This window comes from Burkholderia sp. HI2761 (assembly GCF_002223355.1).
Taxonomy (GTDB): domain Bacteria; phylum Pseudomonadota; class Gammaproteobacteria; order Burkholderiales; family Burkholderiaceae; genus Burkholderia.
In genome coordinates this window covers 2353404-2368713 of the sequence record NZ_NKFN01000007.1, presented here as the reverse complement: position 1 = coordinate 2368713, position 15310 = coordinate 2353404, and the positions used below count along the sequence as shown (strand labels likewise).

The 15310-nt window shown below is 68.5% G+C and carries 13 protein-coding genes; 7 read left to right on the top strand and 6 right to left on the bottom strand.

Features of this window, described 5'->3' with window-relative positions:
* Positions 1 to 79: 79 nt before the first annotated feature.
* The gene (locus CFB46_RS28340) at positions 80 to 1057 is read left to right on the top strand and encodes an NAD-dependent epimerase/dehydratase family protein (protein WP_089502044.1); all 978 of its coding nucleotides are present in this window, start codon (positions 80 to 82) and stop codon (positions 1055 to 1057) included.
* 358 nt (positions 1058 to 1415) lie between these two features.
* On the opposite strand, the gene CFB46_RS28335 is transcribed toward CFB46_RS28340, so the two are convergent.
* The 5 genes from CFB46_RS28335 to CFB46_RS28315 form a co-directional block, all read right to left on the bottom strand.
* Positions 1416 to 2117: a DUF2848 domain-containing protein gene (locus CFB46_RS28335; RefSeq protein ID WP_089502043.1), complete on the bottom strand. Its 702-nt coding sequence runs from the start codon at positions 2115 to 2117 to the stop codon at positions 1416 to 1418.
* 49 nt (positions 2118 to 2166) lie between these two features.
* On the bottom strand, positions 2167 to 3402 hold the full coding sequence (locus tag CFB46_RS28330) for an MFS transporter (RefSeq protein ID WP_373558214.1): 1236 nt from the start codon (positions 3400 to 3402) through the stop codon (positions 2167 to 2169).
* A gap of 135 nt (positions 3403 to 3537) precedes the next feature.
* Positions 3538 to 4227 carry a DUF4286 family protein gene (locus CFB46_RS28325; RefSeq protein ID WP_089502042.1) on the bottom strand — a complete coding sequence of 230 codons (690 nt, stop codon included), beginning with the start codon at positions 4225 to 4227 and terminating at the stop codon, positions 3538 to 3540.
* A gap of 99 nt (positions 4228 to 4326) precedes the next feature.
* The gene (locus CFB46_RS28320) at positions 4327 to 5364 is read right to left on the bottom strand and encodes a LysR family transcriptional regulator (protein WP_089502041.1); all 1038 of its coding nucleotides are present in this window, start codon (positions 5362 to 5364) and stop codon (positions 4327 to 4329) included.
* Between the two features lie 100 nt (positions 5365 to 5464).
* On the bottom strand, positions 5465 to 6256 hold the full coding sequence (locus tag CFB46_RS28315) for an SDR family NAD(P)-dependent oxidoreductase (RefSeq protein WP_089502040.1): 792 nt from the start codon (positions 6254 to 6256) through the stop codon (positions 5465 to 5467).
* Between the two features lie 404 nt (positions 6257 to 6660).
* On the opposite strand from CFB46_RS28315, the gene ypfJ reads away from it, so the two are divergent.
* Complete coding sequence (gene ypfJ, locus CFB46_RS28310) at positions 6661 to 7539, top strand: KPN_02809 family neutral zinc metallopeptidase (protein ID WP_089502039.1); 879 nt, start codon at positions 6661 to 6663, stop codon at positions 7537 to 7539.
* A 195-nt stretch (positions 7540 to 7734) separates the two neighbouring features.
* Here ypfJ and CFB46_RS28305 read toward each other — a convergent pair whose 3' ends face one another.
* Positions 7735 to 8610, bottom strand: coding sequence for a lipid A biosynthesis lauroyl acyltransferase (locus tag CFB46_RS28305; protein WP_089502038.1), 876 nt, complete (start codon positions 8608 to 8610; stop codon positions 7735 to 7737).
* A gap of 473 nt (positions 8611 to 9083) precedes the next feature.
* Between CFB46_RS28305 and CFB46_RS28300 the strand changes: the two genes are divergently transcribed.
* The 5 genes from CFB46_RS28300 (at position 9084) to CFB46_RS28280 (ending at position 15282) form a co-directional block, all read left to right on the top strand.
* The gene (locus CFB46_RS28300) at positions 9084 to 9824 is read left to right on the top strand and encodes a helix-turn-helix transcriptional regulator (RefSeq protein WP_089502037.1); all 741 of its coding nucleotides are present in this window, start codon (positions 9084 to 9086) and stop codon (positions 9822 to 9824) included.
* 217 nt (positions 9825 to 10041) lie between these two features.
* Positions 10042 to 11544 (top strand): aldehyde dehydrogenase family protein, encoded by a 1503-nt coding sequence (locus CFB46_RS28295; protein ID WP_089502036.1) that lies wholly within the window; start codon positions 10042 to 10044, stop codon positions 11542 to 11544.
* Between the two features lie 58 nt (positions 11545 to 11602).
* Positions 11603 to 12943: an aspartate aminotransferase family protein gene (locus CFB46_RS28290; protein WP_089502035.1), complete on the top strand. Its 1341-nt coding sequence runs from the start codon at positions 11603 to 11605 to the stop codon at positions 12941 to 12943.
* A gap of 237 nt (positions 12944 to 13180) precedes the next feature.
* Positions 13181 to 14683, top strand: coding sequence for an APC family permease (locus tag CFB46_RS28285; RefSeq protein ID WP_089502034.1), 1503 nt, complete (start codon positions 13181 to 13183; stop codon positions 14681 to 14683).
* Positions 14680 to 15282, top strand: a complete 603-nt coding sequence (locus CFB46_RS28280) for a DUF3156 family protein (RefSeq protein WP_089502033.1) — start codon at positions 14680 to 14682, stop codon at positions 15280 to 15282. Before CFB46_RS28285 ends, CFB46_RS28280 begins: the two co-directional genes overlap by 4 nt.
* Positions 15283 to 15310: the final 28 nt, after the last annotated feature.

The window sequence follows — 15310 nt, the reverse complement described above, 5'->3', positions numbered from 1 at the left end:
CGTTGGGTTAGGTAATTCCTTGATAGTCGCCGGCGCGCCAGAATGCGTGTCGTGATGGTTCCATTCAAGGAGAGCGGCAATGACGATCGACGCAGGCGGGACGCAACGGCAGGCACTCGTGCTCGGCGCGAGCGGCGGAATCGGCGGGGAAGTCGCGCGGCAGTTGCGCGACGCGGGCTGGCAGGTGCGTGCGCTCAAGCGCGGGCTCGATGCCGAGGTCGTGGAGCGCGACGGCATCGCATGGATGCGCGGCGACGCGCTGGATCGCGATGCGGTCGTGCGTGCCGCACGCGGCTGCGGCGTGATCGTGCATGCGGTGAACCCGCCCGGGTACCGGAACTGGGCCACCCAGGTGCTGCCGATGATCGACAACACGATCGCGGCGGCCCGGGCCGCGCAGGCGACCGTCGTGCTGCCGGGCACGGTTTACAACTTCGGCGCCGATGCGTTTCCGGTGCTGCGGGAAGATGCGCCGCAGCATCCGGCCACCCGCAAGGGCGCGATTCGCGTCGAGCTGGAGCGGCGGCTGCAGGACGCGAGCGCGCACGGCGTGCGGGCGATCGTCGTGCGCGCCGGCGATTTCTTCGGGCCGCAGCTCGGCAACAGCTGGTTCTCTCAGGGGCTGATCAAGCCGGGGCGGCCCGTCGCGGCCATCAGCGTGCCGAGCCGCGGCGTCGGCCATCAATGGTCGTATGTGCCGGACGTGGCCCGCGTGATGGTCGAACTGATCGAGCGGCGCGAGACGCTGGAGCCATTCGCGCGATTTCATCTGGGCGGGCATTGGGATGAGGACGGCATGCAGATGGCGCGGGCCGTGCAACGCGTTGCGCAGCGGCACGGCATGCGGCCGGCGCTGCGCGATTTTCCGTGGTGGCTCGTGTGGGTGGCCGCGCCGTTCGTCACGACGCTGCGTGAATTGCTCGAGATGCGTTACCTGTGGCGCGAACCGGTCCGGATGGACAACGCGCGCGTGACCGCGGTGCTCGGCCGCGAGCCGGTGACGCCGCTCGATACCGCGGTGGAGGCGACGCTGGCCGGGCTCGGGTGTCTCGGGTGAGCAAGGAAGGGTAACGAGGCAGAGCCCCGGGCGCGGAAACGCGTCACGGCGAACCGAAGAATGCCCGGGACCACAATTCTCCACATACCCGCGTGCGTCCGATGCGCATCATGTCGGTCAACACCGACAAGGAGGAAACGGGGGCGCGATGGGGTATTTCGCATGGAAAACGTCGGTTGCGGGGGCAATCATGTTCACACTGAGCGGGTGTACCAACCTGGCAGGGTTGCTGTACTGCGACAGCGCGCAGTTCAACTTTCCGGACTACCGCTGCTTCGAGTCGTACAGGTAGAAACGGGCGCAACGGCCGAAAGCCGTCGTGCCCGTGTCCGTGTCCCGTGCGTTTTTCCGCTCGCCGTTACGCCACGACCGGCAACACCTCGACGACATAGCGATGCGTGAGGCTGCGTCCGAGCACCGGATCGTGCAGTTCCATCTCGAATGCATCGCCGTGGCCCATCGCCGCGATCGCGCCGTGCACGGCGACCGTGCCGCCATACATCGCGCAGCGTGCGGGCATCGTGCGGCGATCGTCGAACCGCTGCCACAGCACGTCGGGCGCGAGCAGGCCGCTGACCGCGCCGTGCTGGTACGCGAGCCGCTCGCCGTCGCGCGCGATCAGCCACGAACGCATCTCGAGCGCATCCCAGTGATCGGCGACATCCGCATGTCGCCATGCGTCGCGGCCGAGCGGCTTCGCGCACACCTGCTTCGACACGGCGACGCCGTACGCTTCGACTTCGCGATCCGTGTGATCGGAGCCGACCGTGACCAGCGTGCCGGCCGGGCTGTCGACCAGCACGCATTCGATCTCGCCGCCCGAGCGCGCGCCGAGCACGCCGATCGACGGCGCCTGCGTGAGCAGCGTGGACGACACGCGATAGAAGCACGGCGTGGTCGACGGCGGCGCGACGCCGAGCGCCGCGAGTTCGTCGATGTGCGCGCGGATCGCGGCCGGATCTCGGCCGGCCCAGCCGGCGATCACGACGCGTTCGACGTCGACGTCGACGGCGGCCGGCGGGCCTTGCAGGGAAATCACGTTGAACGACAGGGTTGGCATGCGGATATCCGTTTGAAGTGCGAAGGAACGAACCGGCTGGCGGCGGCGCTCAATCCTCGAGCGGCCGGTGCGCGGTCTCGCGCGCGACGACGAGTGCGATCGACGTGACGACGAGCGCAGCGGTGACGTACAGCGACACGGCCGTCGTCGTGCCCGTCTGCCGGAACAGCGTGGCGATCACGAGCGGCGCGAAGCCGCCGCCGACGATGCCGGCGAGCGTGTACGCGAGCGACGCGCCCGCATAGCGCACGCGCGTCGGGAACTGTTCGGTCACGAACGCGCCCTGCGGGCCGTACATCACCGCATGGATCACGAGGCCGATCGCGACGGCCGCGACGATCGCCGCGGGGCGCGCCGAATCGAGCAGCGCGAAGAACGCGAACGCCCACACGATGCCGGCGAGCGCGCCGGCGAGATACACGGGCCGACGGCCGAAACGGTCCGACAGCGCGCCGAAGAACGGCACCGCGAGCGCGTTGCAGGCCGTGCCGATCATCACGGCCGTCAGCGCGACGGGGCGCGACAGGTGCAGCACGGTCGTCACGTAGGTCAGCGTGAACACGACGATCAGCGCATACAGCACGTCCGAACCGATCCGCGAGCCGCCCGCGATCAGCAGGCGCTTCCAGTGGTACTTCAGCACGTCGGCGACGGGTACTTCGGCGGTCGCGTGCGATTCGGCGAGCTGCTCGAACTGCGGCGTTTCGTCGACGCCGCGCCGCAGCCAGAAGCCGAACACGACGAGCAGCGCGCTGGCCGCGAACGGCACGCGCCAGCCCCACGACAGGAAGGTGTCGGACGTGGTGGACAGCGTGACGAGCGCGATGCAGCCGGTGCCGAGCAGCGTGCCGAACGACGGGCCGATCTGCGTCCACGATGCGGACAGCCCGCGCCGTTTCTGGTCGCCGTGCTCGACCGACAGCAGCACCGCGCCGGCCCATTCGCCGCCGAGCGCGACGCCCTGCACGAAGCGCAGCGCGACGAGCAGGATCGGGCTCAGGATGCCGGCCTGCGCATAGGTCGGCAGCGCGCCCATCAGCGCGGTCGTCACGCCCATCAGCACGAGCGTGAGCATCAGCACCGCGCGGCGGCCGATGCGGTCGCCGAGGTTGCCGAACACGAAGCCGCCGAGCGGGCGCGACACGTAGCCAACCGCATAAGTCGAGAACGCGAGGATCGTGCCGGCCAGCGGATCGACCGACGGAAAGAACAGATGGTTGAAAACGAGCGCGGCGAGCGTGTTGTAGATCGTGAAGTCGTACCACTCGAGCGACGTGCCGATCATGCTCGCGGTCGCGAGTCGGCTGTTGCGGACACGGCGGGGCGCGTGGGCGGCGGGCTGGGCGAGAGTGCTCATGGTATCGGGCAGGTCGTGACGGATGACGGGATGAAGCGCGGGGCCGGTGTCGGCGTCCGGCGTTCAGGCAGGCAGGGCGGCAGCGCTGGCCGGTTCGGCGTCGGTGTCGCGTCGCCGGGCAGGCAGCGGCGCGGCGGCGCGCCACAGCAGGTCGAAGGTGCGCACGTCGTCGTGCCCGGCAAGTGCGGCGGCGACGCGACGCGTGGCCGCTGCGTCGCTGCCTTCGATCAGCACGAGCGCATCGGCGGCCGGGCGAGCGGCCGCCGCGGCGCCGATCGGCGCGGACAGGTCCGGTGACGTGCGGAAGAGCCGCGCGGCGTGGATGCCCGGTTCGTGCAGCGCGGCGTCGAAGCGCTCGCGCAGGTGCGGCACGTCGATGCGGTCCGGCGGCAGTACGAACAGCGCGAGATGCGCGCCTTCGCCGTCGTCGGCCTCGATCGTCAGCTCGCCGACGCGCCGCTGCGTGCCCGTCATGCGCTCGAAGTTCGCGAGCGACCACGCGGTCTGCTGCGTGAACGCGCGCCGGTACGCGTCGCCCCGGAACACGTCGAGCGCCTCCGTTACGTACAGCGCGAGATATCGGCGCGGGCCGCCGTCGGTCGCGCGAAACCGCCGCGCATGCGTGAAGCCGGGAATCGCGACACGCTCCTGCATGTGCTCGCGGTCGTACCAGGCGTTGAAATCGGCTTCGTGCGCGGGGTCGATATCCGTCCAGACGCAAAGCTGGCCGTGCGGAAGGGAAAGGCGGGTCATCGCGGGGTTCCTCGTGACGGGGGTGTCAGGAACCGCAGTGTCCCGAAGACGGGCCGCGCCCGTCCAACAAGAAAACAAATTCGCGGTGAACAGGTTTTCTTATGAGCGGCGCGGGCGGCGTTTTGCGGCGGGTGTGGCAGGCGAGGCGGCTTTCGCCGTGCGCTTCGTTTTCGTCGACGTGTTCGTTTTTTTGGCGGTTGCCTTGCGCGTGGGCGCTACGTCGGCGCGATCGGGGGCGGCCGGCTTCGCGAGGTTCGCGGCGGCCGCCATCGCGCGCGCGACTTCGCTCGCGAGTTCCGCGATACGCGCGGCGACCGGCAGCCCCTGGCTGCGGTACGTCGCAACGAGCGGCAGCGCCGGGAATTCGGGCTCGACGTCGAGCAGTTCGAGCGTGCCTTCGTGCAGTTCGCGCCCGATGATCGCGGGCGGCAGCGCGGCCACGCCGAAGCCGTCGGCGACGAGGCGGATCATCGCGGCGACCGACGTGATGCAGTTGATGCTGGCCGGCCGTTCGACGGCCGCGAACAGCCGCTCGATCGTCGCGTGCGGCCCCGAGTGGCGCGAGAAGCTGATGATCGGAAACCCGGCCAGACGCGCGACGTCGAGCGGCTGGCCGCCGAGCCCGAGGCGCGGGCTCGCGGCCCAGCGCACCGGGAATTCGCACAGCGGCAGGTTCGTGAAGTCCGGCCCCGGCACCGGGTCGGTCTGCAGAATCAGGTCGACGCCGTCGGTACTGAGCAGGCGGATCAGGTGCAGCGTCGTGTCGCTCGTGATCTCGACGTCGAGGCGCGGATAGCGCTCGCGCAGTTGCGCCATCAGCGCGGGGAACCAGCTGTGCACGATCGATTCGATCACGCCGATCCGGATCAGGCCCGCGTCGCTCGCCGCGTCGATGTCGCGCCGCATTTCGCCGTCGAGCCGCACGATCCGCTCCGCGTAGGCCAGCATGCGCCGGCCCGCGGGGGTGAGCGTGGCAGAGCGCGTGTTGCGGTCGAACAGGCGCACGTCGAACGCTTCCTCGAGCGACGCGATGCGGCTCGACACGGCCGCCTGCGTCGTGTGCAGTTTCTCGGCCGTGAGCCGGAAGTTTTCCAGCTTCGCGAGCCAGACGAAGGTTTCCAGAAACCGGATGTTCATCGAATTCCGAACGGTGAGGCGGTGCCGCGCCAGGCGGCGGATCGGGACGATGTTAATGGATTCGGGAGCGGGCCGGCACGCGCGACGCCTTCCGGCGGCGTCAAAGCCGGTCGAACGCGACCGTCGGCACGTCGACGACCGTCGCGCCGCCGTCCGCGACGAGCGTCGCGCCGGTCACGAACGATGCGTCCGGCGACGCGAGGAATGCGCAGACGGCCGCGATCTCGTCGGGATCGGCCGCGCGCCGCAGCGGCACGTCGGCGCTGACGCGGGCGTACGCCTCGTCGAGCGAATCGCCGTGCGCGGCCATCAGCGGTTCCATTTCCGCATCGGCCATCGGCGTGCGGACCCAGCCGGGACAGACGGCGTTCGCCCGCACGCCGTGCGGGCCGTAGTCGCGTGCGAGCGATCGCGCAAGCCCGAGCAGCGCGTGCTTGCCGACCGTGTAGCCGCATACGCCGGGGCCGGCCGCGAGCGCGGCGATCGACGCGACCAGCACGATATTGCCGCGCTGCGCGATCAGGTCGGGCAGGCACGCGCGCGCGCTGACGAATGCGGTGTCGAGGTTCGCGTGCATCGCGTCGCGCCATTGCGCGTCGTCGGTTTCGTTCGCGCGGCCGATGCCGTGACCGCCCGCGCATGCGACGAGCGCATCGACGCGGCCGAAGCGTTCGGCGATGCGAGGCAGGAAGCCGGCCCAGTCGGCCGTGCCGGCGGCGTCGCCCGCGAGCGCGAGGCCGCCGGTTTCGGCAGCCAGCGCGTCGAGCGGTGCCGGGCGGCGCCCGATCAGCACGACGCGGTCGCCGCGACGGGCGAAGCGGCGCGCGCACGCGGCGCCGATGCCGGTGCCTGCGCCGGTGATTGCGATCGTGCGAGGTGGCGGGTGCGTCATGTCGTTCTCCGGAAAAGGGGGCGTTCCGGCCACTTTATGCGGCGCGGGCGTGCACCGGTATCCGCCGAAAGGATGAACGCGGGTCGTCCGGACGGCCGGGCGCGGCGGCCATTGCTCATTTTGCAAAGGCTGACGATGTGCGCCGCCGAATCGCTCTATCCTCCACATTTTTGCGATAAGCCGCGAAAGCCCTGCAAAATAGCGCGGGCGTGCGCGCGCAGCGGCGCGCGGCGCGTCGGCCGGCCGATTCCGTCGTACGAATGGGGCGGCAGGCGGGATCGGCGCGAGCGGGCGTCCGATACACCGGTATCGCGTCTGCCGACGGCTCGTGTCGCCACGGCATATCGCCCGGTTGCGCGCTGGCGCGGCCGGACCATCGACAAAAGAACAGGGAGGGGCCGGCAATGAGGCTGGACGACGAAAGAGAAAGCGCCAACGTCGAGGATCGACGGGGCGCCGGCGGGTTCGGCGGCGGGCGCGCGACGATCGGCATCGGTACGATCGTGGTCGCGCTGGCCGCATCGTATTTCTTCGGGATCGACCCGCGCGTCGTGCTCGAAGGCGCGTCGGCGCTGCAGGGCCGCCAGCAGCAGGCGCAGCCCGCGCCGACCCAGCGCCAGGGTGCAGCGGCGAACGATCCCGGTGCGGTGTTCACGCGCAAGGTGCTCGGCAATATCGAACGCACGTGGACGGGCGTGTTCAACACGCAGCTGCACGCGCAGTACGAACCGCCGAAGCTCGTGATGTTCACGAACTCGACGCCGACCGCGTGCGGCACCGGCCAGACCGCGATGGGGCCGTTCTACTGCCCGGGCGACCGCAACGTGTATATCGATCTCGGCTTCTACGACGAGCTGCGCAAGCGTTTCGGCGCGGGCGGCGATTTCGCGCAGGCCTACGTGATCGCGCACGAAGTCGGCCATCACGTGCAGAACCTGCTCGGCATTGCCGACAAGGTCGACGCCGCGCGCCGGCGCTCGAGCCAGGCGCGCGCGAATGCGCTGTCGGTGCGGATGGAGTTGCAGGCCGACTGCTTTGCCGGCGTGTGGGCGAACAACGCGCAGCGCGCGAACCAGCGGCTGATGGAACCGGGCGATTTCGAGCAGGGGCTGAAGGCCGCCGCGGCGATCGGCGACGACCGGCTGCAGCAGCAAGGGCAGGGCTACGTCGTGCCCGAAAGCTTCACGCACGGCACCAGCGAGCAGCGCGTGTACTGGCTGCGGCGCGGGATGGAGTCGGGCGAGGTGAGCGCCTGCGACACGTTCGCCGCGAACGCACGCTGACGTAGACGTACCTGGGGTGTTCACGCACGCCGGACGCGGTCGTGCTTGAGCCTCCGTTGCGGTGGCCCGGTCACGCGTCGGGCGCCACTTGCACCAGACCTTCGCCTGATCCGCTTCAGGCAACCTGTCCGGGTGATCCCGGCAGATCACGGCCGTGCCCGGATAACAAAAGACACCCCGGGCAAACCGGCACCGTCAGTAGACCGCCGGAACGCCGGGCGGGCGGTGCTTGAAGCGTCGATGCACCCAGTAATACTGTTCCGGAAATCGCAAGATCTGCGCCTCGAGAAACGCGTTCATTCTCCGTGCATCGGTCGTGTCGCTTTCGGACGGGAAATCGCTGAGCGGCTCGAAGATGGTCAGCTTGTATCCCTTGAAATTCGGCAGCACCTCCGTCACGAACGGTACTACCCGCGCATGGCCCAGGGTTGCAAGCCGCGAGACGGAGGTCAGCGTGCAGGCGGGAACGCCGAAGAACGGGACGAACACGGAGTTGTCGATGCCGTGATCCATGTCCGCCGCGAGCATGACCGGTTTGCCGGCGCGAAGTATTCCCAGGATCTTTCTGGCGCTCGTGGAACGTTCGACCATCTCCGCGCCGAACCTGCCGCGTTGTCGCTTTGCGAGATCGCAGAGACGCGCGTTCGACATGCGTGTGTACAGCGCCGCGACAGGAAACTGCATCGAGTACAGCATGCATCCGACCTCGATGCCCACGAAGTGGAACCCCATGAAGATGGTCGGTGGCGCATCCTTGTCTTCGAGATCGATCCTGCTGTCGATCTGGACGATATTCCTTATTGCCTGCGCACTGCCGAACCACTGAATGCCGCGTTCGAGATAGCTGCGGACAACCTGCCGAAAATGATTCTTCGCAAGATCGTTGTACTCACGTTCGGTCTTTTCCGGAAAGCAAAGGCGCAGGTTGACGAATACGATATGTTTGCGGCGACTCGGAAGCGCATATAAGGCTGCCCCGAGGACACTGCCAAGCCTGGCGACCAATGGGTACGGCAGGACCGAGAAAGCGCGCAGCAGCGTGACGACGAGGGCGTGACCGAGTTGTTTCAAGAATTTTTCCTGAGCACCATGCGGGAATGTTGCCGTTCGCTAACGACGAACGTCCATTGTGGGGAATGACGGAAGCAGCGTCGTCGCTTTGGCGCGCCAGGTCGCGGCGGAGCGCCGCAGGATAGAAAATCGCCTCTGGACGGAATTTCCCGTCCTGGTCGACGCGATGGCTGGTGAGATGAAGGTGGATGCCTCGAAGCGACAAGGAGGAGTTCGCCGCGAGCGAGCGCATTATCACATGCTTGGTCGGGTGTCCTGTCTTGTTTTTGTCTGCTCGCCGATCATTTTCCGCCGGTCGGATACCGGCAGCGACCGGGCCGCTCGCCGCTGTTGCCCGGGCGGCTGTCCTGAGCGGAGGCAGTCACTTCGGGCGATCGGCGCGGCGATTTGCCGATTCGGGCTCACGGACGCGTGGCCGCCGCGCGTAGGCTGGCCCGGTTTTCGTCGCATTTGCCCGTCCGCCGATACCGTTCATGCCGAGCCTCCCCATCCCTGCCGATTCGGACGCCGCCGACTGGCGGCGCGCGCTGCGCGCATGCGTGGACGCGTTCGACGCGTTCGCGAGCCCGTCCGCGATCGTGTTCTACCGGCTCGACGCGAGCGGTGAACCGGCCGATTTCGAGCTGTTCGGGATGCCGGAATCGATGCATCGCACCTATGTTGCCCGCTACCGGATGCTCGATCCGCTGCATCCGTCGCGCTGCGCCGCGGGCGTCGGGGCGGTCGTTACGCTCGCATCGCAATTGCCTGACGAAAGGCGTGAAGCGTCCGCGTACTGGACCCGTTTCCTGCGGCGGCACGATGTGGCGGACGTCGTCGAGATCTGGCTGCGCGACGCGGGCCGGACGGTCGGCGCGTTCTCGTTGCTGCGCTTCGGGAGCGGCGCGGCGGGCGGCGGCGTGGCCGGGAATGGCACGGCAGGCCGGTTCGCACCCGGCGAGATCGACGCGCTCGCGCGGCTGCAGCCGGTCGCCGAAGCCGCGCTGACCCTGCTGCTGCGGGCGCGGCGTGGAATTCACCGGATCGGCTGCGAAGAGCGGCTGACCTACCGCGAGGAGCAGATTGCGCGCCTCGTGCGAGACGGCTGCTCGAACAAGGAGATCGCACGCGATCTCGCCCTTGGCCAGCCAACCATCAAGACTCACCTGATGCGCATGTACCGCAAGCTCGGCGTGTCGAATCGCACGGAGCTGGTCGGGGCATTGTTTCTGTAATCGTTTCGCAAGATATCCGACCTGCCCGCGGCGATATCGAGCCGGTTGCCGGCCTCGATCCGCCGTGCGTCACCGGGCGGGGTTCGAACCCCGGCCCTCTCAGCGCCACGCGCTGCCAATTTGCGCTCACCGGGCGTGATTCCCCGTCGATAAAGTGGTCCGACGCCCCCGTGCCTCCCCGGCACGCGGTCCAGCCACGACAATCAACGAGACGCCCATGAGCAACACGAACTTCGTCGCCGTCAGCGACACCGTGCGCACCTTCGTTGCGCGCGATTTCGGCCTCTTCATCGACGGTGCCATGCAGCCCGCGCACGCGGCCGCGCGGCTCGACGTGTACGACCCCGCCACGGGCGAGCGGCTCGCGACCGTCGCCGATGCGGACGCACACGACGTCGACCGCGCGGTCGCCAGCGCGAAACACGCGTTCGACACGCACGTCTGGAGCGGGTTGCGGCCGGCCGACCGCGAACGCATCCTGCTGAAACTCGCGGACCTGATCGAAGCCGACGCCGAAACGCTCGCGCAACTCGAAACGCTGAACCAGGGCAAGTCGATTCACGTGTCGCGCGCGATCGAAGTCGGCGCGAGCGTCGAATACGTGCGCTACATGGCCGGCTGGGCGACCAAGATCACCGGCCAGACGCTCGACGTGTCGATCCCGTTCCCTCCCGGCACGCGCTATACGGCCTATACGCGCAAGGAGCCCGTCGGCGTGGTCGCCGCGATCGTGCCGTGGAATTTCCCGCTGATGATCGCGGTGTGGAAGCTGATTCCCGCGCTGGCGGCTGGCTGCACGATCGTGCTGAAGCCGTCGCCCGAAACGCCGCTCACCGCGTTGCGCCTGGCCGAGCTCGCGCGCGAAGCCGGCGTGCCGCCCGGTGTGTTCAACGTCGTCACGGGCGGGCGCGTCTGCGGCGCGGCGCTCGCGAGCCATGCGTCGATCTCGAAGATCTCGTTCACGGGGTCGACCGCGACCGGCAAGCTGGTCGGCGCGGCGGCCGTGCAGAACATGACGCGCTTCTCGCTCGAACTCGGCGGCAAGAATCCGATCGTGATGCTCGACGACGTCGACGTCGCGCAGGCGCTCGACGGGGTGGCGGCTGGCGCGTTCTTCAACCAGGGGCAGGTATGCGCGGCCGCGTCGCGCATCTACGTGCATCGCAGCAAGTTCGCGCAACTCGCCGACGGTCTCGCGGGCGTCGCGCGGTCGATGAAGCTCGGCGCGGGCCTCGACACCACCGCGCAGATCAATCCGCTGGTCTCCGCGCACCATCGCGACAAGGTCGTCGAGCACATCGAAGGCGCGCGCCGCGCGGGCCTCACGTTCCTCGCGGGCGGCACGCCGGCCGACGATCTGCCCGGCTATTACGTGAAGCCGGCCGTGATCGCCGATCCGCACCCGGACAGCGCGATCGTGCGCGACGAGGTGTTCGGCCCGGTGATCGTCGTCGTGCCGTTCGACGACGCGGCCGACGCGGTGCGCCATGCGAATGCGTCGCCGTACGGTCTCGCCGCGAGCATCTGGAGCAACGACCTGAAACGCGTGATGAACCTCGTGCCGCGGATCGAGGCCGGCACCGTGTGGGTGAACTGCCATATCCCGCTCGATCCGTCGATGCCGTTCGGCGGCTACAAGCAATCGGGCATCGGCCGCGAATTCGGCCAGTACGCGATCGAAGGCTTCACCGAAACCAAATCCGTCTGCATCGCGCACTGACGCGCGACGCTCGAACCCGAACGAACCCGATTCAACCGATCCGACAGTGGAGATTGCAATGAGCTACAACGAAGCAAAGTTCTGGCACCCGATGCTGCACCCGAACGAAATGAAGCAGCGCAAGCCGATCCGCATCGTGCGCGGCGACGGCTGCTACGTATTCGACGAGGAGGGGCGCAAGCTCGTCGACGGCGTCGCGGGCCTGTGGAACGTGAACGTCGGCCACAACCGCCAGGAAGTGAAGGAGGCGATCGTGCGTCAGCTCGACGAGCTCGAATACTTCCAGCTGTTCGACGGCATTTCGCATCCGCGGGCCGAGGAGCTGTCGAAGAAGCTGATCGACATGCTCGAACCGGAAGGGATGCGCCGCGTGCTGTACAGCTCGGGCGGCTCCGATTCGATCGAGACCGCGCTGAAGATCGCGCGCCAGTACTGGAAGGTGCGCGGCCAGGCCGATCGCACGAAATTCATCTCGCTGAAGCAGGGTTATCACGGCACGCATTTCGGCGGCGCGTCGGTGAACGGCAACACGGTGTTCCGCCGCAACTACGAGCCGAACCTGCCCGGCTGCTTCCACGTCGAGACGCCGTGGCTGTACCGCAACCCGTTCACGCGGGATCCGGAGGAACTCGGCCGGATCTGCGCGGAGATGCTGGAGCGCGAGATCCAGTTCCAGAGCCCCGACACGGTCGCTGCGTTCATCGCGGAGCCGATCCAGGGCGCGGGCGGCGTGATCGTGCCGCCGGCCAACTACTGGCCGCTCGTGCGCGAGGTGTGCGACCGATACGGCGTGCTGCTGATCGCCGACGAGGTCGTGACGGGCTTCGGCCGCAGCGGCAGCCTGTTCGGCAGCCGCGGCTGGGGCGTGCGCCCGGACATCATGTGTCTCGCGAAGGGGATTTCGTCGGGCTACGTGCCGCTCGGCGCGACGGTCGTGAACGCGCGGATCGAGGACGCGTTCGCCGCGAATGCCGATTTCGGCGGCGCGATCATGCACGGCTACACGTACGCCGGCCACCCGGTTGCATGCGCGGCCGCGATCGCGAGCCTCGACATCGTCGTGAAGGAAGACCTGCCGGCGAATGCGGCGAAGCAGGGCGCGTATCTGCTCGAGGCGCTGCAGCCGTTCGCGGAACGCTTCGCGGCGGTCGGCGAGGTGCGCGGCAAGGGGCTGATGCTCGCGCTCGATCTCGTCGCGAACAAGGACACCCGCGAGCCGATCGATCCGCTGTCGGGCTATGCGAACGCGGTCGCGGAAGTCGCGCGCGAGAACGGCGTGCTGGTGCGTCCGGTCGGCACGAAGATCATCCTGTCGCCGCCGCTCGTGATCCAGCGCGAACAGCTCGACCGGATCGTCGATGCGCTCGCGGCCGGCTTCGAGGCAGTACCGTTCGCATGACGGCGTGACCGCTCGACGGCAAACCCGCGGCGGCGGGTAAACGCCATCGCGGGTTTGCCGATTTGCGCTATGACTGGATTATTTTGCCTGCGTATTTTTTCGACATCGGATCACGGTGTGATCGACAGGGGGCCCGGGTCTCGCAGTGCTGACGCACCGCCCGGGGCCGACCGCGAAGCATCTGGCCCCGGCCGCTGACGAAGCGCCGGTTCAGGCCAATCAACGAAGGAGACAACGATGTCGGGATGGTCCGGAATGACCGGCGCCGCGGGCGATACGTCCGCCGGCTCGCCGGCTGAAGCGGGCGGCGGCGCCGCATTGAAGGCGGGCGCCGTCGGTTTTCCGACCGCGCTGGCGAGCGCCGTCGGCCTCATCATGGCGAGCCCGGTGATCCTCACCGCGACGTCGGGCTTCGGGATGGGCGGCTGGGCGTTCGCGGTCGCGATGATCATCGCGTTCGTGATGATGCAGGCGCAGGCGACCACGTTTTCCGAAGCCGCCGCGATGCTGCCGACGGCCGGCTCGGTTTACGATTACCTGTCGTGCGGGCTCGGCCGCTTCTGGGCGATCACCGGCACGATTTCCGCGTATTTCCTCGTGCACGTGTTCGCCGGCACGGCGGAGACGATCCTGAGCGGCATCATGGCGCTCGTGAACTTCGAATCGCTGAACGCCGCGTTCGAGAAGCACAACAGTTCGTGGCTCGTCGGCGTCGGCCTCGTGGTCACGTTCGCGATCACCAACATCGTCGGCATCAAGGTGTTCAGCAAGCTCGAGATCGTGCTGACGGCCGGCATGTGGCTGTCGCTGATGATCTTCGGGATCCTCGGGCTCGCGGCCGCGCCGGCCGTGCATCTCGACGGCTGGTTCGGCGGCTCGGAAGTCGGCACGTCGATCCCGGCCGTGCTGTCGCTGGTCGGGATGGCGATGTTCATGTTCGTCGGCTGCGAGTTCGTCACGCCGCTCGCGCCGGAAATGAAGGCGCCGGGCCGCACGATCCCGCGCGCGATGTCGATCGGCCTCGTCGGCGTCGCGATCTGCATGTTCCTGTACGGCGCGGCGATCCGCCGCCAGGTCGCGAACGTGCCGGTGAGCGCCGACGGCCTCACGCACCTGCTCGACACGCCCGGCGCGATTCCCGCGTTCGCGCTGCAGGTGCTCGGGCCATTCGGCCGCGTGTGGTTCGGCATCGCGTTCCTGTGCGCGGGCGCCGCGACGATCAACACGCTGATGGCCGGGCTGCCGCGCATCCTGTACGGGATGGCGATCGACGGCGCGCTGCCGCGCTGCTTCGCGTACCTGCATCCGCGTTTCAAGACGCCGGTGGTCGGCATCGTCGCGTCGGCGATCGTGCCGATCTTCCATGCGTGGCTGATCAACGGCAATCTCGACAGCATCCTGCATCTCGTGCTCGCCGCGACCTGCGCGTGGGGTACCGCGTACCTGCTCGTCACCGCGTCGGTCGTGATGCTGCGTATCCGCCGCCCGGACCTGCCGCGCCCGTATCGTTCGCCGTGGTTCCCGCTGCCGCAGATCGTGTCGAGCGTCGGCATCGTGCTCGCGATCTGGTACATCACGCCGCCCGGCATGAACCCGCGCGACATCTACGTGCCGTTCGGCGCGATGCTCGGGCTCACCGCGCTGTATGCGCTGTTCTGGACGCTCGTCGTGCAGCGCCGGCATCCGTTCAAGCCGGTGCCGGTCGAGGACGTGCTGCGCAACGAGCACGTCGCGTCGTGAAGGCCGTACTCGCCCGGTGGCGCGCGGCGCCCGATGCGCCGCCGCCCGGTCACCGTCCCGGCGCGATCGCCGCGCGCGTGCTCGCCGATCTGCGGGCCGTGCGCGATGCCGGCGGTGTCGGCGGCGTCGGCGTCGGTGGCGTCACGGCGCGGCTGTCGAACGGCGTGCGCGTGAGCCTCGACGAGCTCGTCGAGCGCCAGTTCCTGATGCATACGGTCAGCGTGAAGGTGACGGCGGCCGCCGACGGCCCGGCCGCGCGGGGCAGCGCGCGCGTGCGACAGACCGGCTGGCTGCGTCGCACCGGCATCGATGCGGTACCGGTGCCCGGATGCGACCCTCTCTTCACCGACACGCTGGCAGCGCTGGTCGCCGAGCCGGCGCTCGTCGACGCGCTGCGGCCGCTGCACCTGACCGACTGCGCGATCGACGCGCGCGACGGCCGCTGGACGCTCGCGATCGTGCCGTTCGGCGGTAGCGAGGTCGTGAACCGGATGCCGTCGTTTCGCCGCTATGTCAGGCTGATCGACGAGCAGGCCGCCGCGCTGTCGGCGGCCTGTCTTGCATTCGAAACCGCACTACGCAGGATTTTGCGAGGGTAAGCTATGGCGATGCGCGCCGTGCGAACCC

Coding starts and splice junctions, on each gene's coding strand:
- CFB46_RS28340 (WP_089502044.1), top strand. CDS start 80: ATGACGATCGACGCAGGCGGGACGCAACGGCAGGCACTCGTGCTCGGC.
- CFB46_RS28335 (WP_089502043.1), bottom strand. CDS start 2,117: ATGCCAACCCTGTCGTTCAACGTGATTTCCCTGCAAGGCCCGCCGGCC.
- CFB46_RS28330 (WP_373558214.1), bottom strand. CDS start 3,402: ATGATCGGCACGTCGCTCGAGTGGTACGACTTCACGATCTACAACACG.
- CFB46_RS28325 (WP_089502042.1), bottom strand. CDS start 4,227: ATGACCCGCCTTTCCCTTCCGCACGGCCAGCTTTGCGTCTGGACGGAT.
- CFB46_RS28320 (WP_089502041.1), bottom strand. CDS start 5,364: ATGAACATCCGGTTTCTGGAAACCTTCGTCTGGCTCGCGAAGCTGGAA.
- CFB46_RS28315 (WP_089502040.1), bottom strand. CDS start 6,256: ATGACGCACCCGCCACCTCGCACGATCGCAATCACCGGCGCAGGCACC.
- ypfJ (WP_089502039.1), top strand. CDS start 6,661: ATGAGGCTGGACGACGAAAGAGAAAGCGCCAACGTCGAGGATCGACGG.
- CFB46_RS28300 (WP_089502037.1), top strand. CDS start 9,084: ATGCCGAGCCTCCCCATCCCTGCCGATTCGGACGCCGCCGACTGGCGG.
- CFB46_RS28295 (WP_089502036.1), top strand. CDS start 10,042: ATGAGCAACACGAACTTCGTCGCCGTCAGCGACACCGTGCGCACCTTC.
- CFB46_RS28290 (WP_089502035.1), top strand. CDS start 11,603: ATGAGCTACAACGAAGCAAAGTTCTGGCACCCGATGCTGCACCCGAAC.
- CFB46_RS28285 (WP_089502034.1), top strand. CDS start 13,181: ATGTCGGGATGGTCCGGAATGACCGGCGCCGCGGGCGATACGTCCGCC.